Consider the following 22,688-nt stretch of genomic DNA (forward strand, 5'->3'; position numbering starts at 1 on the left):
ACGCGACGACGCCTCTGATCCCGCCTGCCCGGGTCTGTCCGAACAGGTCCCGGTGCCGTCTCTGCGGGAGCGCGCCGCCCGCGCCTTTCACGCGCAGATCAAACGGCTTTGCTGCCGACATCCGTGCGGGTGGCCGAAGGTGTCGCGCCGTGGTCGATCGACTTGACTGGCTCGGTCTTCTCCGGCGCCTTGTCGTCGTCCTGCATGCCCTTCTTGAAGGCCTTGATGCCCTGCGCGACGTCGCCCATCAGATCGGAAATCTTGCCGCGCCCGAACAACAGCAGGACGACCGCGATCACGACGATCCAGTGCCAAATGCTAAGCGAACCCATCCTGCAACCCTCCAAACACCGGCGCAGCCTTCACCCGACTGCCCGTCGACGCTACCGCCGAAACCGCGCCATATCCATGGACTTGACCGCGACACTTCGCTTCTAGCATTCGATTGCGAAACAGCAACACGAACGCGGCCTGTCACTGGCCAAAATGGCGCGCGGACAGCCCGATCTGGGCGGAAGGTAGGCGCCAACGCCTCCAAAAACAAGCACTTAAGGTCCGACAAATCGAGGCCGGACCTACGCAATAACGCGAGTGTTAACAGCCCCGGCCGCTAGTTTTAGTGCGGCGAGCCGTTGTCGTCGGTATCGCGGTCGTGCGCGTCATCGGCCGCGTCGATCTCCTCATCCGCCGCGTCGACCTCGGCCTCTGCCTCTGCCTCGTCGTCTACCTGAGCGTCAGCGTCGGCAGACAGCTCGACGAGCTCGATAACGGCCCCGTCGTCCGGCCCGACCTCGATCTCCTCGACGGCCAAGTCCACCTCGGTGATCTCGGTTTCCGCATCGGCGCCCGGCAGTTCCAGATCGCCAATAGCGACCTGCGACGAGGTGTCGTCCCGAACAGCGGCCTCGGCGGTCGCAATCTGGCCTTCGGCGACCTCGGCCGCAGCCGTGTCGGCTGCGACCGTTTCCATCTCGGCCGTTTCGTCTTCCGCAGCTTCGGCTTCGCCAGGTTCGGCCTCGACCGCCGGCGCAAGCGCCAGATCGAGATCGCCCGGATCCAGCGGCTCCTCGTCCTCCCGGAGCGTCGGATCGTCCGATGGCGTCGGGACGGTGAAGCCGGTCGGCAAGCGGGAATCCAGCAGGCCCGTGCCCTTCAGCTCTTCCAGTCCTGGCAGATCGCCCAGGGTCTCCAGGCTGAACTGGGCCAGGAACGCATCGGTGGTGCCGAAGGTCAGCGGACGGCCCGGGGTCTTGCGGCGCCCGCGTGGCTTGATCCAGCCGGTCTCCAACAGAACGTCCAACGTTCCCTTGGAGGTGACGACGCCGCGGATCTCTTCGATCTCGGCACGCGTCACCGGCTGGTGATAGGCAACGATGGCCAGAACTTCGATCGCCGCGCGTGACAGCTTGCGCGTTTCGGTGCTCTCGCGCGTCATCAGCCAGGCGAGATCACCGGCGGTACGGAAGGTCCACTTGTTGGCGACGCGCACGAGGTTGACGCCGCGATTGGCGTATTCCGCCTGCAGTTGCGCCAACGCGGCCTTGATATCGACACCTTCAGGCATACGCTTGGCAAGCGTAGCCTGCTCGAGCGGCTCGGCCGAGGCGAACAAGAGTGCCTCGAGGATGCGCAACTCTTCGGGGCGCACCTCGGGCTCGCTCGTCGCGATCTCGTCGGGCTCTTCCATGCGCAGTTCCGCCAAGCTTGCCATGGCAGGGTCTCCTTCTTCGTTACTCAACCGTCAAGTCCGGCGCAGCCATGGCGCCGGGCTGGATCGGTGGACGCTTACGAAAATACAGTGGCGCGAACGCCTGCTTCTGGTTCAGCTCGAGCTGCCCTTCGCGGACCAGCTCCAGCACGGCCGCAAAGCTCGATGCGAAGACGGTAGCCTTTTGGGCCGGCTCGGCGACGTAGCTCAGCAGATAGTCGTCGAGACATCCCCAGTCGTCCGACACCTCGGTCATGCCGACGAGCCGTTCGAGCGACGCGCGCGCCTCGGCGAGCGACCAGACGGTGCGCTTGGCCATATGAACGGATGTCACGACACGTGCCTGCCGCTGAATGGCGTAGGCCGACAGCAGGTCGAACAGGGTGGCTGTGAACTTGGGGCGGCGGACTTCCGCGATCTCTTCCGGATTGCCGCGGGGGAACACGTCGCGCTGGAACTGCGGCCGATTCATCAGACGATTGGCGGCCTCGCGGATCGCCTCCAGGCGGCGCAGCCGGTTGGCGAGCGCGGTCGCCATCTCCTCGGCGCTCGGCCCTTCCTGCGCTGGCGGCTCGGGCAACAGGAGACGCGACTTCAGGAAGGCGAGCCAAGCCGCCATCACCAGATAGTCGGCAGCGAGCTCGAGCCGGATCTTGCGCGCAGCCTCGATGAACTGGAGATACTGGTCGGCCAACGCTAGGATCGAGATCTTGGCGAGGTCGACCTTCTGCTGCCGCGCCAGCGCGAGCAGCAGATCGAGCGGGCCCTCGTAGCCCTCGACGTCGACGACCAACGCCGGTTCGGCCTCGGCCAGCTCCGTGGTGGGCCGGCCGGTTTCAAACGACAGAATTTCAGCGGTCATGCGCTCGCGGGTCCCAGCCGGTTGATCAAGGCGTCGAGCTCGCCGCGCGCGGCGTCACGATCGAAGCCTGTGGGTGCCTTGCGCGCCGCAAGCGCGCGATCGGCGCGAACCAGAGCCTGGCCGGCCAGCTCCGGCGTCTCGGCCGCGACCGCCTGCATCTCGTCCAGTCGGCCGTTGCAGTGAAGAACCATGTCGCAGCCGGCCGCCACGATCGCACGCGTGCGCTCGGCGATCGATCCGGCCAATGCGTTCATGGAAACGTCATCACTCATCAACAAACCCTGGAACCCGATCCGTTTGCGAATCACCCGTTCGATCATTGTCGCAGAAGTCGTGGCCGGATGGGCGGCGTCGATCGCGCTAAACACAACATGTGCAGTCATCGCCATCGGGAGGTCGGCCAGCGGCCGGAAGGCGGCGAAATCGGTTGCGTCGAGTTCCGCTTCTGGCGTGTCCACGGTCGGCAGCCGGAAATGGGTGTCGGCGGTGGCCCGGCCATGCCCCGGAATGTGCTTCAGCACCGGCAGCACGCCGCCCTGCTCCAGCCCCTCCGTCACCGCCCGGGCGATCGCCGCCACCTTTTCTGGCGTCGTGCCATAGGCCCGATCCCCGATCACGGCATCAGCGCCGGCGACGGGGACGTCGGCGAGCGGCAGGCAATCCACGGTGATGCCGAGCTTGAGCAGGTCGTCGGCGATCAGGCGGGCGCTGAGCCAAGCGGCACGGAGGCCTGCGGCCGAATCAAGATCGTAGAGACGGTCGAACACCACGCCGGCGGGATAGGCCGGCCAATGCGGCGGCCCCAGCCGCTGCACCCGGCCCCCCTCTTGGTCGATCAGGACTGGAGCCTCGGCGCGGCCGACGCAGGCCCTTAATTCCTCAACCAGTGCAGTCACTTGGGTGGGTGACTGGACGTTGCGTTTGAACAGGATGAAACCCCAGGGGCTGAACTCGCGGATGAACGCGCGCTCGGCGTCGGTGAGATCAGGCCCGGAGATGCCGGTAATGAAAGCCCGCATGGTCATGCGGGCCGCATAGACCCCGCCTCGGGGGCGGTCAAGCAAGCCTTACTGGTTGCTAAACGGGAAACACTGTCCGCCGGCGGTTTTCAACGATCCGCACATCTTGTTGGCCTCTTCCTTGGTCGCGAAGGGCCCGACGGCTGCGCGGTACCTGACACCGCCCTTCTCACCCAGATCCATCCGCCTGATGATCGGCTCATATTTGCCCAGCACGGCGCCGTATTTGTCCTGCACCGCCTTGTAGGACGACATCGCCTCCGCCTCGCTGGCCTGCGACGAGATCGAGACCAGATAGCCGCCGGTACGATCATTCTGGGTCTGCTCGGTGACCGGCACGGCCGCGGCGATGCGCGCCGGTGCTGCGGCCTGCGGAGTCAGCGGCATCGGGCTGTCGTTGGCGGCCGACGCGTTGGCGTTGGCCGGCGATTTGCGGCCCTTCGGCGTCGCCGCCGGCTTGGTTGCAGGCGTCGCCGGCATCGGCGGATCGGCCGCTGCGGCCTGATTGCCCCCCGTCACGGACAGCGTCTTGATCGGACGCGGATCACTGTTGGGCAAAATGCCATTGGCGTTGGCCATTTGCGACATCGGGGCCGCCCCGGCGCTGACCGGCGGCGGAGCCGCATTCTGGTTCATTTGCGGGAACACCACGCGCGGATTGCCGCCGCGGGCGTTCAGATCCATCGGCGTCTCCTCGCGGGACACCAGCTTCTCGCCGCCATCATTGCCGAGCAGGCGATCCGGCACCTTCGGCGTCGGATCCTGCTGGGCCATGATCTTGGTCGGACTGTTGTCGGCGCGAATGATCGGCGGCTCGCCAGTGCGGCCGGACGAGATGTAGGTCTTGTAGCCGTAGGCGCCGCCGGTGCCGACCACTGCAAGGGTCAACACCGCGAGCACGGTGCTCATGCCGCTGCGCCGCCGCGGCCGCTCCTCTTCCTCGCCCTCGTCGTAGCCGTCCTGATAGCCGTATTGGCCGTCCTGGAAATCGTTGTCGCCCTGAAACCCCTGCTGTCCCGAGCCCATCTGCCCGAACAGCGCATCGTCATAGCGCGAGGAGTCCGGCTCGTTGTCATCGAAGCCGTTGTCGCGGTTGTAGTCGCGGTCGTTCTCGGCGAACCCGTGGCGCGACTCCCCGACGCTGTAGTCGAGCTTGGACAGCTGGTCGGCGAACTCCGCGTTCGGATAACCCTGCTGCTGCCGGGGCGCGGGCGCGAAATCCTGGTCCGGGAAGCCCGGCTGGCCGCGCGGATCCTGATAGCCCGCCGGAAAGGCCGGCGGTGCCGGCGCCGGCTCGCGGCCGATGTCGGCGAAGGGATTGGCGGCGGCAGGCTGGGCACGTTGCATCCAGGCCGGAGCGCCGGCAGGAGGCATGCCGGGAACCGGCTGTTCTGGCGCGGGCGCGGCGGGGCGCACCATCGGACGCGACTGAGGTTGAGGAGTTGCCCGGCCCGACGCGGCAAAAGGATCGTTCTGCCCGATCAGGCGAGCGAGTTCGGCGAGCGGATCGGCATCGGCCTGCTGGTTTCCACCACGGCCAAAACCATCAGCGGGAAAGGGTCTGTCCTGGTAACGATCAGCCATCGTGATGAAGCGTCCCTGCGGGTGAGCCGCATATGCGTCCTAAGGCGGACCCTGCCAGATTGAGGCCCCCAACTGAAGTCGTGTGTTTCCCCCAATCAGCGCATTGCATCAGGAGCATTAACGCCCAAGATCGCAAGTCCCGACGCCAGAACCGAGACGACGCCCTGAACCATGGCCAAACGTGCCTTGGTCAATTCTGCATCATCATCGATAATGAAGCGTAAATAGGGCAAATCCCGCCCCCGCGTCCAGAGGGCGTGAAATTCGCTTGCAAGTTCATATAGGTAGAAGGCGATCCGGTGCGGCTCATGCGCTACGGCCGCGCTCTCAACCGTACGTGGGTACAGCGCCAGCCGTTTCAAGAGGTCGTGTTCAGCCGGGTCGGATAGTTTTTCGAGATTCGCCTGCGCCAGGAACGCGAGTCGCGCGCCCTCCGCCTCCGGCAATTCGGGCAGGCTTTCCCTGGCATTGCGGAAGATCGAATGCCCTCGCGCGTGGCCGTACTGGACGTAGAACACGGGATTGTCGCGCGACTGCTCGATCACCTTGGCAAGGTCGAAATCGAGCACGGCGTCGTTCTTGCGGTAGAGCATCATGAAACGGACCGCATCGCGCCCCACTTCATCAACAACTTCCCGCAAGGTGACGAAGTCGCCGGAGCGCTTCGACATCTTCACCGGCTCGCCATTGCGCAACAGCTTGACGAGCTGCACGACCTTGACGTCGAGCACTGCCTGCGCAGCCGTGACGGCCTTCACCGCCGCCTGCATGCGCTTGATGTAGCCGCCGTGATCAGCGCCGAATACGTCGATCAGGTCGGCGAAGCCGCGCTCGAACTTGTGCCGGTGGTTGGCAATGTCGGAGGCGAAATAGGTGTAGCTGCCGTCCGACTTGATCAGTGGACGATCGACGTCGTCGCCATAGGCGGTGGCGCGGAACAGGAGCTGCTCGCGATCCTCCCAATCCTCCACCGGCGCGCCCTTAGGCGGCGGCAGACGGCCTTCATACACGTCGCCCCGCTCGCGCAGGAACTCGATCGTGTCAGCAACCTTGTTGGTCGCGCCGGCGATCAGCGAGCGCTCCGAGAAAAAGACGTCATGACGGATGTTCAACGCGGCGAGATCGTCCTTGATCTCGCCCATCATCATCGCGATCGCCTTGTCGCGTACGATCGGCAGCCACTCGGTCTCAGCGAGCGCCTTGAGCTTGTCGCCGTACTCGCTCGCGAGCGCCTGCCCGACCGGCTTGAGATAGTCGCCGGGATAGAGCCCATCCGGAATCGCGCCGATATCCTCGCCGAGCGCCTCGCGATATCTGAGGAAGGCGGAGCGTGCGAGTACGTCGACCTGCGCGCCGGCGTCGTTGATGTAGTACTCGCGCGTGACGTCGCGCCCGGCGAACTGCAGCAGGCTGCATAGCGCATCGCCGAACACGGCGCCGCGGCAGTGTCCGACATGCATCGGCCCGGTCGGATTGGCCGACACGTACTCGACGTTCACCTTCGGCGCGCCGGGCACCGGCGCGACGCGCCCGTAGGCGGCGCCTTCGCGCAGGATCGTGCTGAGCGCTTGCGCCCAGACCACCGGCTGAAGCGTCAGATTGATAAAGCCGGGACCGGCGACGTCGACCTTGGCGACGAGTTCGTCGGCCCGCAGACGTTCGGCGATCTGCTCGGCGAGATCGCGCGGCTTGGCCTTCGCCTCCTTGGCGAGCACCATCGCGGCATTGGTGGCCATGTCGCCATGGCTCGGATCGCGCGGCGGCTCGACCACCACGCGCGAAAAATCGATGCCCTCGGGCCAGCCGCCGTGCTTGGCGAGCGCGGCGCAGATGGCGTGGACACGCGCGAGCATGTCGGCAAAAAGGTAAGGGGTGGAAGCTTGTTCGACCATGCCGCCGCCTAACGCAAATCCGGAGTCGAGTCAAAAAGCCGGTGGTGCTCCGTTAAGGCGAAACGGTCCGTCATTCCGGCGATAAAGTGGCCGATGCGGCGAGCCCGATCGCCCTCGCCCTCGCAACCGTCCAGCCAGCCCGCGGGCAGCGTCGAACCGTCCTCATGGTAGCGGCCGTACAGGTCGGCGACGATGCGCTCGGCATCGCGCATCACCCGCATCACCCGCTCATGACGGTACATCCGCTGCCAGAGAAACCCTTTGATGGTCGCCTCGTGCTCGGCCACATCGGCCGGAAATGCCACCAGCGGCCCGCTGTGCCGCCTGATGTCGTGAGGCGACATCGGCTGCGCCCGCGCGATCCGGCGCTCGGTCTCAGCCGCCACGGCTGCGATCAGGTAAGAGATCAGCTCGCGCACCAGCTCGGCGCCGCGCCGGATCGGATCGAGCGCCGGATATTGGCGGTCGATCTCGGCGATCATCGCCGCGAGCAGCGGAATCTCCTTGAGGTCGTCGACCGTGAACAGGCCGGCGCGCAGCCCGTCGTCGATGTCGTGGGCATCATAGGCGATGTCGTCCGCCAGCGCCGCGACCTGGGCCTCGAGCGACGCATAGCTCCACAGCTCCAGGTCGAACCGGGCGTTGAACTCGGTAATTCCCGGCGGGATCGGCGCCTGCAACGGCCCGTTGTGCTTGACGATGCCCTCGAGCGATTCCCAGGTCAGGTTGAGACCGTCGAAATCCGGGTAGCGCTGCTCGAACGACGTGACGATGCGCAATGTCTGGGCATTGTGGTCGAAGCCGCCATGGTCCGCCATGCAGCGGTTCAGCGCGCGCTCGCCGGCATGGCCGAACGGCGGATGGCCGAGATCATGCGCCAGGGCCAGCGTCTCCGTCAGGTCCTCGTCGAGGCCGAACTGGCGGGCGAGCGCGCGGGCGATCTGGGCGACTTCCAAAGAATGGGTCAGACGGGTGCGGTAGTGGTCGCCTTCGTGGAAGACGAACACCTGGGTCTTGTGCTTGAGCCGTCGGAAGGCGGTCGAATGGATCACGCGGTCGCAATCGCGGCGAAAGGGGCTGCGGGTGCGGGACGGCGGCTCGGCGAACAGGCGGCCCCGGCTGCGATCGGGATCGCAGGAATAGGGAGCGCGGGGGGCAGCCATTCCGACCGACACGGGCGATTGTTCCTTTTGCGGTTTGATTCCTCAGCGGAGCCCACTTAACTATGGGGAGTGCCCGGCACCAAATGAATAGGGCATGACGCGCCTCCCGGAGACCCATTGCCATGACTGATGCCTCGACCGGCCCCGTCACCATCAGCGAACGCGCCGCCCGCCGCATCGGAGAGATCCTCGGCAAGGAGAGCGCCGGCGCGATGCTGCGCATCTCGGTCGAAGGCGGTGGCTGCTCCGGCTTCCAGTACAAGTTCGACATCGACCGCGCCAAGGCGGACGACGATCTCGTCATCGAGCGCGATCGCGCGGTGGTGCTGGTCGATCCGGCCTCGGTGCCGTTCCTCGCCGGCTCGGAGGTCGATTTCGTCGACGACCTGATGGGCGCCTCGTTCCGGGTCAATAATCCCAACGCCACCGCCTCCTGCGGCTGCGGCACCAGCTTCTCGGTCTAGCCTCCGTCGTATCGGTCAGACCTCCGCGGTAACGGCAGGGCCGTCGGACGGCGCAAGCGTTGGCCCTTCAAGGCTCGGTGCGGGCGTTCCGATTGCCTTCAGCATCGCCGCCACCATGGCCGGCTTGCGCAACGGCTTGGCCAGAAAGTCGGTCATGCCGGCCTCGCGGCACTGCTTGATGTCGTCCGGGAAGGCGTTGGCCGTGAGCGCGATGATCGGGAGCTCGGCGAGCCGCCCGCCCCTCGCCCGGATGGTCCGGGTCGCAGTGATGCCATCCATCTCGGGCATGCGGACGTCCATCAGCACCAGATCGAATTCCTGTTCGTCCGCCGCCTTCACCGCCTGCAAGCCATCCGGAACGGTGCATTTCTCGACCGCGAACTCCTGCAGCATCTTCGACACCACCATGCGGTTGGTGGCGTCGTCCTCGGCGATCAGGACCCGCAAGGGACGGCCGAGCGCCCCGATCCGCGCCTTGAGGTCGCCGGCGCCGACGCGGTCGCCGCGCTGATCGGACACCTGCTTGTCGCTCCACGGCAGGGTCAGGCTGAAGCGGAAGGTCGAGCCTTCGCCCTGTACCGACGACACCGCAATCGATCCGCCCATCTGCTCGATGATGCGCCGGGAGATCGCGAGCCCCAGCCCGGTGCCGCCGAAGCGGCGATTGATCGACGCATCGGCCTGGGCGAAATCCGTGAACAGCTTGCCGACGCGATCGGCGGGAATGCCCATGCCGGTGTCGGAGACGCGCCACTCGATCGTCGCCTTGTGATCGTCCCGCGTGCGGCAGGCTACGGCAATGGTGACGCCGCCGCGCTCGGTGAACTTCACCGCGTTCGATGCAAGATTGATCAGGACCTGGCGAATGCGCGCCACGTCGCCCTTCAGAGCCGGCGGCAGCTTCGGATCGATGTCCGCGTTGACCAGCAGGCTCTTCGATTTCGCATTGACCCCCATGATGGCGGTGACCGCCTCGACCAGGGCTGCCGGCGAAAAATCCACCGTCTCGAATTCGAGCTTGCCGGCATTGAGCTTGGACAGATCGAGGATGTCGTTGAGGATGCGCTGCAGATTGTCGCCGGACTCGCGGATCGTCATGACCGCGTGGCGCTGCTCATCGTCGAGCTTTGTCTCCAGCAGGGTCGAGGCGAGCCCGAGCACGCCGTTCATGGGCGTGCGGATCTCGTGGCTCATCATCGCCAGGAAGTCGGACTTGGCACGGCTCTCGGCCTCCGCCTGCTCGGCCCGCCAGCGCTCGGTGACGTCGCGGCCGAAGCCGCGATAGCCCGCGAACTTGCCCTCATGGTCGCGCGCCGGCCGCGCCGTCAGCGCCCAGCGGCGGCGCTCGCCGCCCGCGACCACGACATGGATCAGGATCTCCGGGATCGACAGCCGCTTTGCCATGCGGTCGGCGAGAGTCGAAAGCGTCGCCGTATCCGTTGGGCAGAGATATTTCAGCGTATCGATCAGCCGCTCGCCCTTGAGCTGATCGAGCGGAAGCTGCGCCACGTCGGCGAAGCGCTGCGGCGCGTCGATCAGACGGCCCTCGGCATCGGTCTGCCACAGCCAGCTCGCGGCGTTCTCCTGGAATTCCTTCAGCAGCAGCGAGATCGTCTCGTTCTGGCGCTCATGCCGGATCTGCGCCTTCAGGTTCTCCAGGAACACGTTGCCGTGCGACACCAGGTGACGCACCATGAACGAGGTGTAGAGCAGCAGGAACACGACGAGCACGAGATAGGTCGCGCCGCCGCACAGAAACAGCGACCCCACCGAGGCGAGCATCAGGGTCCAGGTGTAGGCGAGGCCGGCCCGCGGCACGCTCGACATCGCGAACGCGCCACCGGAGATCATCCCGGTCATCAGCGAGCCCACGATGATCTGCAGATGCGGATCGACCTGCGGCATCACGATCAGCGGCAGCGATCCCCAGATGGTCGCCAAGAAAAACGCCTGCAGCGTCATCCGGGAGATGGCGCGTTCGGACGCCTCCTGCGGCCGCGACTTGCGCGCGCGCCACCAGCCGCGCAGCGCCATGCCGCCGGCCACGGCGATCGCGGCGCCCCACGCGATGAGGAAGAGATTGGAGACGGTGTTCCAGAACACGCCGAGAATGATCGCCGCGTTGGCGAAATTGATGCCGATGGTCACGGGGACGAGGCGCGCGACGGCATCGACCTGCTGCGCCCGGATGCGCCGGCGATCGCGCTCGGTCAGCGCTTCATCGTCGAGACCTTCGATGGCGCCGAAGCCGCCGATCCAAAGGAAGAAGGCACCCAGCGGGCTGCCACCGGCCGTTCGCTTCGAGCGCGTGGGATCCCCAGGCCAATTCATGAGCGCGCAGAACCTTCCTTGTGATCCCTTGCCATGCCTGACCGGCTGCTTCAGCCGCGTTAATTGTCCCGCCCGTAGAATTACGGAAGCTCCGAACGCGCGCGCTGACAGGGCTGGATGCAACTCGTCGTTCTCGCGGCACGATATGCCCGAGTCATGATCGTCGATTTCACCCTCGTTGAGGTCGAGGGCGCAGGGAATGCCGGGTGCTGGCCGCAACCCATGGCCCGCCTGCAGAAAAAAAGCAGGCGGCAGTCACCACAGGTCCAGCCGGTCAACCGGCATTCCCTGCGCGACGGCTCTACGCCTTATACGCACTCTCCCCGGGGACCGGCTTGATTGCCCCCGTGACCGGCGGATCATCGTCCCCACCGGCTTGGCCTCAGCATCGGGAGACCAGGACCATGCGATTTCGGCGTGCGCCAGGACTGTTCGTCCGCACGGCATCAGCCATGCTGCAGTCCACAGCGCCCGTCGCATCCCGCCCCGCGTGTCGTGACGATCGCGATACGCCCCTCGTGCCGGGGCGGGACGACCTGAATGAAGCACGATTTCTGATAAAAAGAAACAACGAAATTTTTCGACGCGGGACTGGACAGGGCAAATCAGCTTGAAGCGACTGACGAAAATCCTTTCGGCGCGCAGACGGATTCGACGCCGGCCGCACCGGCTGACGCTCGAAGAATACACAAGGCCGCGCCACCGATTTGCCCGACGGGCACGCGCGAGGGCCAGTGTCGCGCCGCGCTCGGACCGATCCCTCAGATCACCGCGCCGGATGCGTAGGCGCTGGCCCAACGCGGAAACCCGTTCTCCATGGCGCGCGCCGCGGCGCGATCCCAGTCGTAGGTGAGCGCGAACAACTCCGCCTGCCAATGTCCGCGCCGCTCCGTCAGAACGGCATAGCGCGCGTGCGGCGAGCGATATTCGAGCTGGGCAGCGACGGGGATGTCGCCGAATACGGGGCAGCCGACGCTGCCGGGATTGACCACCAGGGGACCGCGCGGTACCTGCACCATCGCCTGCCGATGGCTGTGGCCACACAGCACCAGCGTGGCGCCGCCGAGATTGACGAGACGCGCGGCCAGCACGTCGCGACGCGCCGAGATGTAGCGGCCGTCGTCGAGCATCTCTTCGAGGAGGCAGGTGCTGTCGTCATCCGGCGTGCCGTGGACGGCAAGAATGCCCTGCTCCAACGCGATCCGCGCCGGCAAGGCATGCAACTGGCGTCGCTGCTCAGGCGTGAGCGCCGCACGCGCGAAGCGGCCGGCCGGCGACAGCTTCTCCTCCGGCCATTCCTCGATCCAGCGGTCATGATTGCCGCGCACCGTCGGCAGCGCCAGCGACTGCAGCAGCTCGAAGGTTTCCTGCGGCCATAGCGGGCTGGTGACGCAGTCGCCGAGATTGACGGTGGCATCGACGCTGCGGGTCGCGATGTCGGCGAGCACGGCCTCCAGTGCCGGAAGATTGCCATGCACATCGGAAATCACGGCCAGTCGCATTGTCGTTTCCTCGCGTCGCAATTCGTAGTGATCACTTGAGACAGAGCAATAGCATGATCGTCATTGCGAGCGAAGCGAAGCAACCCAGGGCGACCCAGGAACTCTGGATTACTTCGCTTCGCTCGCAATGACGGCGCAAACGTAGGGTGGGCAAAGCGGCGCCGAAGGCGGCGCGTGCCCACCATCGCGATCATGTTGTGGAACGGTGGGCACGGTGCTCGCGACGCTGGCGCGTCGCTGTGCGCCTTTGCCCACCCTACGATTCTCTCATTGCGGCGCATTGATCGCGAACACATCGGCGCGCTCGATGATCAGGTCGCGAAACAGACGCGCCCTATGCGACATCCATTGCGGATCGGGATAGACGACGTGGAGCGGCAGCGACGGGACGTCGTAGTCGGGCAGCAAGTGGATCAGCTTGCCCGACGCGATATGCTCCACCGCGCACCAGTCCGGCAGCACGGCAGCGCCGAGCCCTTCCAGCGCGGCCAGGGTCATGATGTCGGCGTCGTCGCACGTGAGCGATGGCATGATGCCGACGACGTGGCGGCCGGTCTCGGACTCGAAGCTCCATTCGTTCTTTGGCGACAACCGCGAATAGGTCACGCAGGGGAGCTCGCGCAGATCGTTCGGCAGCCGCGGCTGACGGTGCCGGGCGAGCAGCGTGGGCGCCGCGACCAGCAGCCGCTTCACGGTGCCGACGCGCCGCGCGACCAGCGAGCTCGAGCTGAGCACGCCAATGCGGATGGCGAGCTCGGTCCCGGTCTCGACGAGGTCGACGAACTGCTCGGTGAAGCGGATGTCGAGCCGCACCTCGGGATAGCGTCGGCCGTACTCGGCGAAGATGTCGGCGAAGAAGAAGCGGCCGAACGAGGTCGGCACCGTCATCCGCAAGGTCCCGGAGGGAGCGCCGACACGGCGCGGCGACGGCATGCCCGCGCTCTCGAACAAGGTGACGATGTCCTTGGCGAGCTTGAGGACGCGATCGGCCTCGGTGGTCGGACGCAGCTTGCGCGTGGTGCGGACGAACAGGCGGCAGCCGAACTGCTCCTCCAAGAGCGCGATGCGCTTGGTGATCGCCGGTTGTCCCAAGCCGAGATCGGCCGCGGCCTGGGTGAAGCTGCCGGCCTCCATGACGCGGATGAAGGTCTGCAGCGCGTCGATCCGGTCCATCCATTCCTCCCCGGAATGAGTTTTATTCTCCTCATTCCGTATACGTCAGGAGGCGGCCTGGTCTAGCCTCTCAAAAAATGAAACGGAGGGAGACCATGGAGAAGTCGATTGGCATTGTCGGAGCCGGCATCGGCGGGCTGCATCTCGCGCTCTATCTGCAAAAGCATGGCGTCCGGGCGACGGTCCTGACCGACCGCGAGCCCGAGCAGTATGCTGCAACGCGGCTGATGAACACGGTGGCGCACCACGGCGTCACGGTCGCACGCGAGAACGAGCTCGGCGTGAACCATTGGGACGATCCTGATGTCGTCTATCACCACCATGATCACTTCTTCAATTTTCCGGGCAGCCCCCTGCTCTTCCGCGGCGCGTTCAAGCAGCCGAGCCGGGCCGTCGACTATCGGATCTATTTGCCGGCGCTGATGAAGGATTTCGAGGATCGCGGCGGCGCGATCGAATATGCCAGCATTCAGGACGACGACATTCCGGCGCTGGTGGCGCGCTTCGACCTGCTGGTGGTATCGACCGGCAAGGGCGCGCTGGGGCGGATGTTCAGCCACCGGCCGGAGCTGTCGCCCTACAACCAGCCGCAGCGCCTGCTCTGCGTCGGCCTGTATGACGGCGTCGACCACGGCAGCCCCGACGGCGACGATCCGCGCGGCGTGACGCTATCGGTCTCGCCGGGGCATGGCGAGATGATCGTGATCCCGACGCTCACCTTCGGCGGCATGAAGACGGCGCTGCTGATGGAGAACATTCCCGGCGGCGACATGGCCGAGCTGGTGTCGCTCAACTACGACGCCGATCCCTCGGGCTTCCGGCGGACGCTGCTCGACAAGCTGGAGAAGCACCATCCGCACACCTACAACCGGATCGACACGCACCGCTTCGATCTGCAGCCGCTGGACCTCTTGCAGGGCGCCGTGGTGCCGACCGTGCGGCGCTCCTCGGTCAGCTTCGACGACGGCAAGATCGCGATCGCGCTCGGCGACGTGCATTCCGTGGTCGATCCGATGATGGGCCAGGGTGCCAACATGGCCTCCTATGCCGCGTTCGAGCTTGGCAAGGCGATCACCGAGGCGGTGGCGTTCGACGACCGCTTCGTCGAGACGGTCGATCGAGCGCGCGAGAACCGCGTACTCGCCGCCGCGCGCTGGACCAACCTGATGCTACAGCCGCCGTCGGAGGCGATGGGGCGGCTGATCTTCACCATGGCGCAGGATCGCGGGCTCTGCGACGAGTTCACCGACAATTTCAACTATCCGGAGCGGCAATGGGACCGGCTGGCGAGCGAGCGGCGGATTCATGCCTGGATCGATGACCGAGCAAAGCTTGCAGCGTGATGGCGGAGAGAAGCCGATGAGCCATCAGCCGGACCCGGCCAGTTTTCGCGCGGCCGCGTCGCGGTTCTCGACCGGTGTGACCGTGGTGACCAGCAGCGGCGAAGACGGCGCGGCGGTCGGCATGACCGCCAACAGCTTCACCACGGTCTCGACGCAGCCTCCGACGGTGCTGGTGTCGCTGAAGCGCGGCCGGACGTGGCAGGCGGTGAGCACGACACGTCGCTATGCGGTCAATGTGCTCGCGGCCGATGACGTCGCGATATGCCGGCATTTCGCCGGCACCCCGCTGGCCCAAGGAGCACCAGCGCTTGACGCGCGCGACGGGTTCTTCCTGCTGCCGCAGGCCATCGCGCAGTTCGGCTGCGAGGTCGTCAGCACGGTCGAGATCGCTGACCACACGCTGTTCATCGGCGAGGTCCGCTGGTGCCGGCACAGGGACGGCCTGCCGCTCGCGTTCTACGCCAACCGCTTCCGCAACGGCTTGGGTGCGGAGATCTTGCCGGGCGATGCGCGGGCGTATCCGGCGGAGGGATGGAGCATTTGACCGCGTGGCGCGGTGGGCACGGCGCTGCGCGCCTTTTGCCCACCCCACCAGTCGACGGAAGTCTGATGCGGTTCGCCGGGACGACTTAGTGAGCCAAACATCGTCACATTGAAGACTGCGGGTCCGGCACAGTCGTGAGGCTCAACCGCCGATCGGTCCGGGGTCGATGCCCCCCGTTGTGGCGGCTCCAGGATGACCGGAGCGCGGCCACGTGACGATCGAACCTAAATTTTACCGCCCACCCCGCCTCGCCGTCAAATGGATCGGCACCGCAGGCGCCAGCCCTGCGGCCGGTGGTCCACAGGAGTTGCGCGCGTCGTCAGCTAGCGGCGCTCGTTCAGCCTGTGATTCCACGCCATTCGCCTTGACCGGGGTGGTCGCGGCTTGATCTAACCGGGGCCGTTTCTCCTTCCCCCGGGAACCTCAGGCCATGCGCATCGCCACCTGGAACGTCAATTCGGTCCGACAGCGGATCGATCACCTCCTCACCTGGCTGAAGGAGTGCGCGCCGGACATCGTCTGCCTGCAGGAGATCAAGTGCACCGATGACGCATTCCCCAGGCTGGAGATCGAGGCGCTCGGCTACAACGTGGTGACGCACGGCCAGAAGACCTTCAACGGCGTGGCGCTGTTGTCGAAGCTGCCGTTCGACGAGACCAAGTCCGGGCTCGATGGGGATGCCGAGGATGTGCATGCGCGCTTCCTGGAAGGCGTGGTCAGCCTGAAGCACGGCGTCGTCCGCATCGCCTGCCTCTATCTGCCCAACGGCAATCCGCCGAACACGGAAAAATATCCCTACAAGCTCAAATGGATGTCGCGGCTTCGTGACTATGCGCGTGAACGGCTGAAGACCGAGGAGCCGCTGATCCTCGCAGGCGACTTCAACGTCATCCCCACGGCGGCCGATGTCTCCAATCCGGAAGCCTGGGTCGAGGACGCGCTGTTCCGCCCGCAGACGCGCGAGAGCTTCCAGGCGCTGCTCGGCCTCGGGCTCACGGACGCGCTGCGCGCGGTGACCGATGCGCCCGGGCAATACACGTTCTGGGACTATCAGGCGGGCGCCTGGCAGAAGAACATGGGGATCCGAATCGATCATCTGCTGCTGTCGCCGCAGGCCAGCGACCGGCTGGTCGAGGTCGGCATCGACAGTTATGTCCGCGCCTGGGAGAAGCCGTCCGACCACGTGCCGGTATGGGCCGATTTCGATCTCGAGACGGCGTAGAGTTCAAGGACGGTTCCCGTGATGCGTTACTCACGGCGGCAATTGTTTCCGCTCGCGCTCGTGCCCCTGCTGGTGAAACCCGCGCTCGCAGCCGACCTCCAAGAGACAATTGCGGGCATCGAGGCCGACAGCGTCGGGCGGCTCGGCGTCGCGCTGCTGGACACCGCGAGCGGCGCCCTGAGCGGCCACCGGCTCGACGAGCGGTTCCCGATGTGCAGCACCTTCAAGGCGGTGCTGGCGGCCGCTATCCTGACCAAGGTCGATGCCGGCGCCGAGCAGCTGGCGCGCCGCATTCCGATCGCGCAAGGAGACATCCTGTCCTATGCGCCGGTCACCAAGCTGCATGTCGGCACGTCGGGCCTCTCGATCGGCGAGCTGTGCGAGGCCACGGTGACGCTGAGCGACAACACCGCGGCGAACCTGCTGCTGGCGTCGCTCGGCGGTCCGACCGGACTGACCCGCGCCATCCGCGGCTTCGGCGACGCCATCACCCGGCTCGACCGCATCGAGCCCGAGCTCAATGAAAGCGTGCCGGGCGATCCCAGGGACACCACGACGCCGGCGGCGATGGCGCAGACCTTGGCGAAGCTGACGACCGGCAATGCCCTGTCAACCGCGTCGCGCGACGTCCTGAACGGCTGGCTGATCGCCTGCAAGACGGGTGGTGCCAAGCTGCGCGCCGGCCTGCCCGGCGAATGGCGCATCGGCGACAAGACCGGCGCGGGTGAGCGCGGCAGCAGCAACGACGTTGCGGTGATCTGGCCGACGGGACGCGCTCCGGTGATCGTGACGAGCTATCTCACGGAGACCAAGGCCAGCGACGACAAGCGCAACGCGGTTCACGCGGCGGTCGGCCGAGCCGTCGCCAGCACGCTCGGGGCCTGAGCCGCCGCCTCGCGATAGATCGCGGCGATCGCGTCGAATCCGGTGCGCAGCTGGCGCATCTCGCGGCCGGCGAGGCGCACGCCGAGACCGGCGCTATCCGGCAGCAGGCTCGCCGCAGCGTAGAGGGCGCCGATGCAGGACAGCGCATCGGCGAGACGCTGGCGGAGCGCGGTGAGATCGTGCGTCGGCGGCAGCATCAGCACGGCCGAGCCGAACGCGCGATGGCCCTTGAAGACGGCGACATCGGGATCGCGCAGCTGCATGCGGTCGATCAGGAGCGGCTCCTCGCCCGTCCGGCGCACGACGAGCGTGGAGTCGAGCTCGCGGAACAAGCGCCCCTGCCCGTCCGGGTCATGCATCGTGAAGGCGTCGGTCACGAGCGCCGATGCATCGGCGGCGCAGTCCAGGTCGAGCACTTGGCACAAGGCCGCCTCGGGAAACAGGATGCGCGGCTCGGGTCGGTAGTCGAGCGACGCGCCGGCCGCGACGCGCAGCAGCACCTGCTCCACCGCCCGCGCGCCCGGCTCGGCGCGATGCACTGACGTTGCGCCCTGCGTCGTCAAGCAGGCCGCCGCACCCGGGCCAAGCGTGAAGCGTTGCGTCAGCCGGTCCTCGCCATGCACCGCGCCACTGCCGGTCTGCAGGATCACGCTGAGGAGATCAGGCCGCTCGGCATCGGTATGGAAGCTGCGCGTCAACACGAACGGCCAGGCGAACAACCGGCGATCGATCACCGTACGGCCGCCGCGGCGAACGAAGGAGAGATCGAGCCGCGGCGGCTCTGGGGCTGAAGCGCTCACGTGCGGAACAGCACCTCGCGCTCGAGCAGGTCGACGATCGCCTCGATGCCCTCGCCGCGCCGGCAGTTGGTCAGCAGCACCGGCCGGCCGCCGCGGACTTCCGTTGCCTCGCGCTGCATGCGGGCGAGATCGACGCCGACATGCGGGGCGAGATCGACCTTGTTGATGACGAGCAGATCGGCGCGGATCACGCCGGGACCGCGCTTGCGCGGGATGTCGTCGCCGCCGGCGACGTCGATCACGAACATCCAGAAATCGGTGAGGTCGCGCGAGAACGTCGAAGCGAGGTTGTCGCCGCCGCTCTCCAGCAGGATCAGCTCGACGCCGGGAAAGCGCCGCTCCAATTCGTCGGCGGCCTCGATGTTGAGCGTCGGGTCCTCGCGGATCACGGTGTGCGGACAGGCGCCGGCCTCGACCGCCGAGACTCGTTCGGGATCGATCAGGCCGGAGCGGCGGACGCGCTCGGCATCCTCGGCGGTGACGAGATCGTTGGTGATGACCGCGATGTCGATGCCGCGCGCCTGCAGCGCCGGGATCAGGCGCTCGACCAGCGCCGTCTTGCCGGAGCCGACGGGGCCGCCGATGCCGACGCGCGCCGCGGTCATGGGCTGATCGACGCGGGTGAGAGCGAGCCGGCTCATCGCAGCATGAACCTCCTTGCGAGCGGCACCGTGGTGGCCGGCGGGCACATCAGCAGCTTGCCGTCGGCGCGCACCTCGAACGTCTGCGGATCGACCTCGACATGCGGCATCGCCGCGTTTCTGATCATGTCGGTCTTGCGCAGGCGACGGACATTCTTGATCTGCACGGTCTCGCGGCCCAGCCCGAGCTTGCGGCGGATGTCGGCCTCGACCGCGAGCTTCGACATGAAGTTCACGCCGAGCCGCTGGGGCGCAGCACCGAGCGCGCCCCACATCCGCTTCTGGATCATCGGCTCCGACAGGCCGAGGCTGCCATTGCCGTCGCCCATCGCCGCCCACACCGGGAAGCCGTTCTTGATCACCATGTAGGGCTTGAGGCCGAACGAGGCGCGCGGCCACAGCACCAGATCGGCCATCTTGCCCACCTCGATCGAGCCGACGACATGATCGATGCCGACGGCAACAGCGGGATTGATGGTGAGCTTGGCGACGTAGCGCTTGATGCGCTCATTGTCGGCGCGCGCGGTCGTCTCCTCCGGCAGCCGGCCGATGCGGTCCTTCATCACGCTGGCGAGCTGCCAGCATTTGGCGACGTTCTCGGCGAGCCGGCCCATCCCCTGCGTGTCGGTGCCGAAGATCGAGATCGCGCCCATGTCGTGCAGGAAATCCTCCGCCGCCATCGACTGCGCGCGCACCCGCGCCTCGCCGAACATGACGTCCTCGGGGGCGTTGTAGTTGAGCTGATGACAGATCATCGTCATCGGTACGCCCTCCTCCATCCCATACGAGGTGTAGGGATTGGTCGGATTGGTCGAGGACGGGATCACGTTGGGCCAGGACACGACCTTGAGCAGGTCGGGCGCATGGCCGCCGCCGGCGCCCTCGACGTGGTACATGTGGATGGTGCGGCCATCGACCGCGGCCATCGTGTCCTCGCAGAAGCCGTATTCATTGATCGAGTCGGTATGCAGATGGACGGCGAAATCGTTGCGGTCGGCGGCGATCAGGCTCTTGTCGATCACGTCGGGCGCGGCGCCGAAATCCTCGTGGATCTTGACGGACATGCCGCCGGCCGCGACCGCCTCCTCGACCGCTTCGGGGTTGGAGCCGCCGCGGCCGAACAGCGCGTAGTTCAGCGGCGAGAACTCGATCGATTTGAGGAAATGGCCGAAGTTCGGCCCCGAGCCGCTGCCGACGTCGAAGACAGGCCCCGAGCCGTTGCCAACCAGGGTCGTGGTGCCGCCGGCCAGGGCATGATCGGATTGTTCTGGCGAGATCAGATGCGCGTGGGATTCGATCGCGCCCGCAGTGACGATGAACGGGCCGCCGGCGATCGGCGCGGTGGTGTGTCCCACCACCATGTCCGGATGCACGTCCGGCATCACGTCGGGGTTGCCGGCCTTGCCGATGCCGACGATGCGGCCGTCGCGAATGCCGATGTCGGCCTTCACGATGCCGGCGACGGCATCGATGATGGTGGCGTTCTTGATGACGACGTCGAGCACCTTGTGTTGACAGGTGCGATGGCCGGCGATGGCCTCGCCGTCGCGCAAATTCTTGCCGGCGCCGACCAAAAGCTCATGACCGTAGATGGTGTAGTCGTGCTCGATCTCGGCGAGCAGGCTGGTGTCGGCGAGCCTGACGAGATCGCCCTTGGTCGGACCGTAGAGCTCGGCATAGGCGCGGCGGGTCAGCGTGGCCATGATCTCAGGCTCCCAGGTAGCCGCGCGACTGCGCGAGCTTCAACGCGGCTTCGCGCGCGCCGGCCGCATCGAGCGGGCCGTTGACGAGCCCGGCCTGGCCGCGCACGATCCGGTCGCCGGTGATCGGCACGAGGCGTACCGATTTGGTGACGCCCGGCTCGAAGCGGACGCCGAGTCCAGCCGGACGATCGATCTTCATGCCCCAGGCGGCGGCACGATCGAACAACAGTGCGCGGTTGACCTCGAAGAAATGGGTATGGCTGCGCACCTGGATGTCGCGGTCGCCGGTGTTGACGACGTCGAGCGTGACCGCCGGCAGCGTGGTGAACATTTCGATGTCGCCGGAGCCTTCGATGATCTCGCCTGGCACGATGTCATCGGCGACGGCGCCCTCCGCCGGCTGGATCGGCTCGAACAGCGCCATCACCTTGGTGCCCTCGGCGAACATCAGCTCGACATACAGCATCGGAATCATCTGGGCGACGCCGGGCTCGACGTCGTCGGTCGTGAGCAGCCGTCCGGCCATGTCGCGGATCTCGGCATAGGGCAGATTGCGGCGCGCGGCGGTCATCACCTCGTCGGTGATGTAGGCCACCGCCTCGGGATGGCTGAGCCTGATGCCGAGCAAGCGATTGCGCCGCGCCATCTGCGCGGCGTTGAAGATCACGAGACGATCCATCTCGGTCGGCGACAGGTTCATCATGGCGATACCTCTCAGGTCGTGAACATGCGCACGTGCCGCAGTGGACCGCGCGACACGGCGATGTCGATGAAGTGCGTAAAGCTCGACGGCATGGGGTCGTCGTCGGGTGTGTCGTTGAGCAGATCGCCGAGCCGTGCGCGGGCAAGCGCGAGGCTGCGCTGCGACTCGATGTGGCCGATCAGGCCGAGCCGCACGGCGGCGCTGACGAGACCGGTGATGAGCGTCCAGCCGGAGACGAGCTCGGCGGCGGCAAGGCCGAGACCGGCATCGCGGCCGGTGACGGCCTGCACGACAGGCAGATGGCCGAGACGCACATCGGTCGAGACCTGGGCGCGATAGGCGACCGACAAGGGACCGGCGAGCTTGACCCAGACGCCGAGCAGCGCCCTGCCCGCGCGCCGCGATCCCTCGCGCATCTCGGCCGACGGTGTGGTTGCCTCGGCAAGGCGATCCACGGCGGCGATCGCGGCGATGTCGTTCGCATGCCATGCTCTTCGCAGCAGGATGCGATCCATGCTTGCCCAGCGCTGCGCAAGGTGATCGGCAATGACGCCGTCGAGGTCGGCGGGACCGGACAACAGGCCGTCGGCGGCGAGGCCTTCGATGCCCCAGGAGAATGCAAAGCCGCCGGCAGGAAAAGCGCTGTCGCCGAGCTGCAGCAGCGCGAGCGCCTCGCCGCGGTCAAACATGGTCGCGCTCCACGACCTCGCCGGCATCGAGCAGCGGCTGTACGCGGGCGCGATAGGTGTCGAGCGGGGCATCGAGCAGCACGATCAGATGATCGTCTTCGAAGCGAACCCGCCAATGCAGGTTGCCGGCGTGCCAGCCGAGCTTGAGCGCGCTGGCCGGATCGCGCGGCGTGAGGCGCCAGACTTTCTGCTCGCCGAAACGAGCGATGATGGCGCGATCGGATTCCAGATAGAGCAGCGCGCCGTCGATCAGATCCTCGTCGCGATCGAGGCTGACCGCGCAATCGGTGCCGCGATCAGTCGTCAGGCGGAAGCGCTTGCGGCCGGCATCGGCGGGCGGCACGAACAACAGCTCGATGCCGCCGCGATGTTCAAGGGCGTGCAGTTGCCGGGCATAGGCCCTGTCGTCGGCGCGTCCTATGATGCCGTGCAGGCGGAGCATCGGCGTTGGTCCTCTTTG

21 protein-coding genes are annotated in these 22,688 nt (G+C 66.5%); 5 read left to right on the forward strand and 16 right to left on the reverse strand.

Annotation, left to right across the window (positions count from 1 at the left end):
* Positions 1–98 precede the first annotated feature (98 nt).
* The 7 genes from QX070_RS16935 to QX070_RS16965 form a co-directional block, all read right to left on the reverse strand.
* Positions 99–332, reverse strand: a complete 234-nt coding sequence (locus tag QX070_RS16935; RefSeq protein ID WP_006614346.1) for a twin-arginine translocase TatA/TatE family subunit — start codon at positions 330–332, stop codon at positions 99–101.
* A 284-nt stretch (positions 333–616) separates the two neighbouring features.
* Positions 617–1,711 (reverse strand): SMC-Scp complex subunit ScpB, encoded by a 1,095-nt coding sequence (scpB, locus tag QX070_RS16940; protein WP_315738148.1) that lies wholly within the window; start codon positions 1,709–1,711, stop codon positions 617–619.
* Positions 1,712–1,730: 19 nt separating this feature from the next.
* Entirely contained in the window at positions 1,731–2,570 is an 840-nt protein-coding gene (locus QX070_RS16945; protein WP_315738149.1) for a ScpA family protein, read from the reverse strand.
* Complete coding sequence (gene nagZ / locus QX070_RS16950; RefSeq protein ID WP_315738150.1) at positions 2,567–3,595, reverse strand: beta-N-acetylhexosaminidase; 1,029 nt, start codon at positions 3,593–3,595, stop codon at positions 2,567–2,569. The genes QX070_RS16945 and nagZ overlap by 4 nt, the downstream gene beginning before the upstream one ends.
* 42 nt (positions 3,596–3,637) lie before the next feature.
* A complete protein-coding gene (locus tag QX070_RS16955; protein ID WP_315738151.1) occupies positions 3,638–5,173 on the reverse strand; it encodes an SPOR domain-containing protein in 1,536 nt (511 codons plus the stop codon).
* 95 nt (positions 5,174–5,268) lie between these two features.
* Positions 5,269–7,065: an arginine--tRNA ligase gene (argS, locus tag QX070_RS16960; protein WP_315738152.1), complete on the reverse strand. Its 1,797-nt coding sequence runs from the start codon at positions 7,063–7,065 to the stop codon at positions 5,269–5,271.
* An 8-nt stretch (positions 7,066–7,073) separates the two neighbouring features.
* On the reverse strand, positions 7,074–8,240 hold the full coding sequence (locus QX070_RS16965; protein ID WP_315738153.1) for a deoxyguanosinetriphosphate triphosphohydrolase: 1,167 nt from the start codon (positions 8,238–8,240) through the stop codon (positions 7,074–7,076).
* A 110-nt stretch (positions 8,241–8,350) separates the two neighbouring features.
* On the opposite strand from QX070_RS16965, the gene erpA reads away from it, so the two are divergent.
* Positions 8,351–8,692, forward strand: coding sequence for an iron-sulfur cluster insertion protein ErpA (gene erpA / locus QX070_RS16970; RefSeq protein ID WP_315711699.1), 342 nt, complete (start codon positions 8,351–8,353; stop codon positions 8,690–8,692).
* Positions 8,693–8,707: 15 nt separating this feature from the next.
* Here the strand turns inward: erpA and QX070_RS16975 are convergent, their stop codons facing one another.
* The 3 genes from QX070_RS16975 to QX070_RS16985 form a co-directional block, all read right to left on the reverse strand.
* Positions 8,708–11,023 (reverse strand): ATP-binding protein, encoded by a 2,316-nt coding sequence (locus tag QX070_RS16975; protein ID WP_315738154.1) that lies wholly within the window; start codon positions 11,021–11,023, stop codon positions 8,708–8,710.
* A gap of 761 nt (positions 11,024–11,784) precedes the next feature.
* Entirely contained in the window at positions 11,785–12,525 is a 741-nt protein-coding gene (locus tag QX070_RS16980; protein ID WP_315738155.1) for a metallophosphoesterase family protein, read from the reverse strand.
* Between the two features lie 267 nt (positions 12,526–12,792).
* Positions 12,793–13,698 carry a LysR family transcriptional regulator gene (locus QX070_RS16985; protein WP_315738156.1) on the reverse strand — a complete coding sequence of 302 codons (906 nt, stop codon included), beginning with the start codon at positions 13,696–13,698 and terminating at the stop codon, positions 12,793–12,795.
* Between the two features lie 95 nt (positions 13,699–13,793).
* Between QX070_RS16985 and styA the strand changes: the two genes are divergently transcribed.
* The 4 genes from styA (at position 13,794) to bla (ending at position 17,692) form a co-directional block, all read left to right on the forward strand.
* Positions 13,794–15,041 carry a styrene monooxygenase subunit StyA gene (styA, locus tag QX070_RS16990; protein ID WP_315738157.1) on the forward strand — a complete coding sequence of 416 codons (1,248 nt, stop codon included), beginning with the start codon at positions 13,794–13,796 and terminating at the stop codon, positions 15,039–15,041.
* 16 nt (positions 15,042–15,057) lie between these two features.
* Positions 15,058–15,585, forward strand: a complete 528-nt coding sequence (locus QX070_RS16995; protein WP_315738158.1) for a flavin reductase family protein — start codon at positions 15,058–15,060, stop codon at positions 15,583–15,585.
* Between the two features lie 430 nt (positions 15,586–16,015).
* Positions 16,016–16,807 (forward strand): exodeoxyribonuclease III, encoded by a 792-nt coding sequence (gene xth, locus QX070_RS17000; protein WP_315738159.1) that lies wholly within the window; start codon positions 16,016–16,018, stop codon positions 16,805–16,807.
* A gap of 21 nt (positions 16,808–16,828) precedes the next feature.
* Positions 16,829–17,692, forward strand: coding sequence for a class A beta-lactamase (gene bla / locus QX070_RS17005; RefSeq protein ID WP_409997697.1), 864 nt, complete (start codon positions 16,829–16,831; stop codon positions 17,690–17,692).
* Here bla and QX070_RS17010 read toward each other — a convergent pair.
* The 6 genes from QX070_RS17010 to ureE are packed head-to-tail and all read right to left on the reverse strand — an operon-like array spanning position 17,647 to position 22,670.
* Positions 17,647–18,492 (reverse strand): urease accessory protein UreD, encoded by an 846-nt coding sequence (locus QX070_RS17010; RefSeq protein ID WP_315738161.1) that lies wholly within the window; start codon positions 18,490–18,492, stop codon positions 17,647–17,649. The two genes, bla and QX070_RS17010, sit on opposite strands and share 46 nt — an antisense overlap.
* Positions 18,489–19,133, reverse strand: a complete 645-nt coding sequence (gene ureG, locus QX070_RS17015) for an urease accessory protein UreG (protein WP_315738162.1) — start codon at positions 19,131–19,133, stop codon at positions 18,489–18,491. The genes QX070_RS17010 and ureG overlap by 4 nt, the downstream gene beginning before the upstream one ends.
* Positions 19,130–20,836 carry an urease subunit alpha gene (gene ureC / locus QX070_RS17020; RefSeq protein WP_315738163.1) on the reverse strand — a complete coding sequence of 569 codons (1,707 nt, stop codon included), beginning with the start codon at positions 20,834–20,836 and terminating at the stop codon, positions 19,130–19,132. Before ureC ends, ureG begins: the two co-directional genes overlap by 4 nt.
* A 4-nt stretch (positions 20,837–20,840) precedes the next feature.
* The gene (gene ureB, locus QX070_RS17025; protein ID WP_315738164.1) at positions 20,841–21,539 is read right to left on the reverse strand and encodes an urease subunit beta; all 699 of its coding nucleotides are present in this window, start codon (positions 21,537–21,539) and stop codon (positions 20,841–20,843) included.
* Between the two features lie 11 nt (positions 21,540–21,550).
* On the reverse strand, positions 21,551–22,228 hold the full coding sequence (locus QX070_RS17030) for an urease accessory protein UreF (protein ID WP_315738165.1): 678 nt from the start codon (positions 22,226–22,228) through the stop codon (positions 21,551–21,553).
* Positions 22,221–22,670, reverse strand: coding sequence for an urease accessory protein UreE (gene ureE / locus QX070_RS17035; protein WP_315738166.1), 450 nt, complete (start codon positions 22,668–22,670; stop codon positions 22,221–22,223). Before ureE ends, QX070_RS17030 begins: the two co-directional genes overlap by 8 nt.
* Positions 22,671–22,688: the final 18 nt, after the last annotated feature.

This window comes from Bradyrhizobium sp. SZCCHNR1093 (assembly GCF_032381175.1).
GTDB lineage: Bacteria > Pseudomonadota > Alphaproteobacteria > Rhizobiales > Xanthobacteraceae > Bradyrhizobium.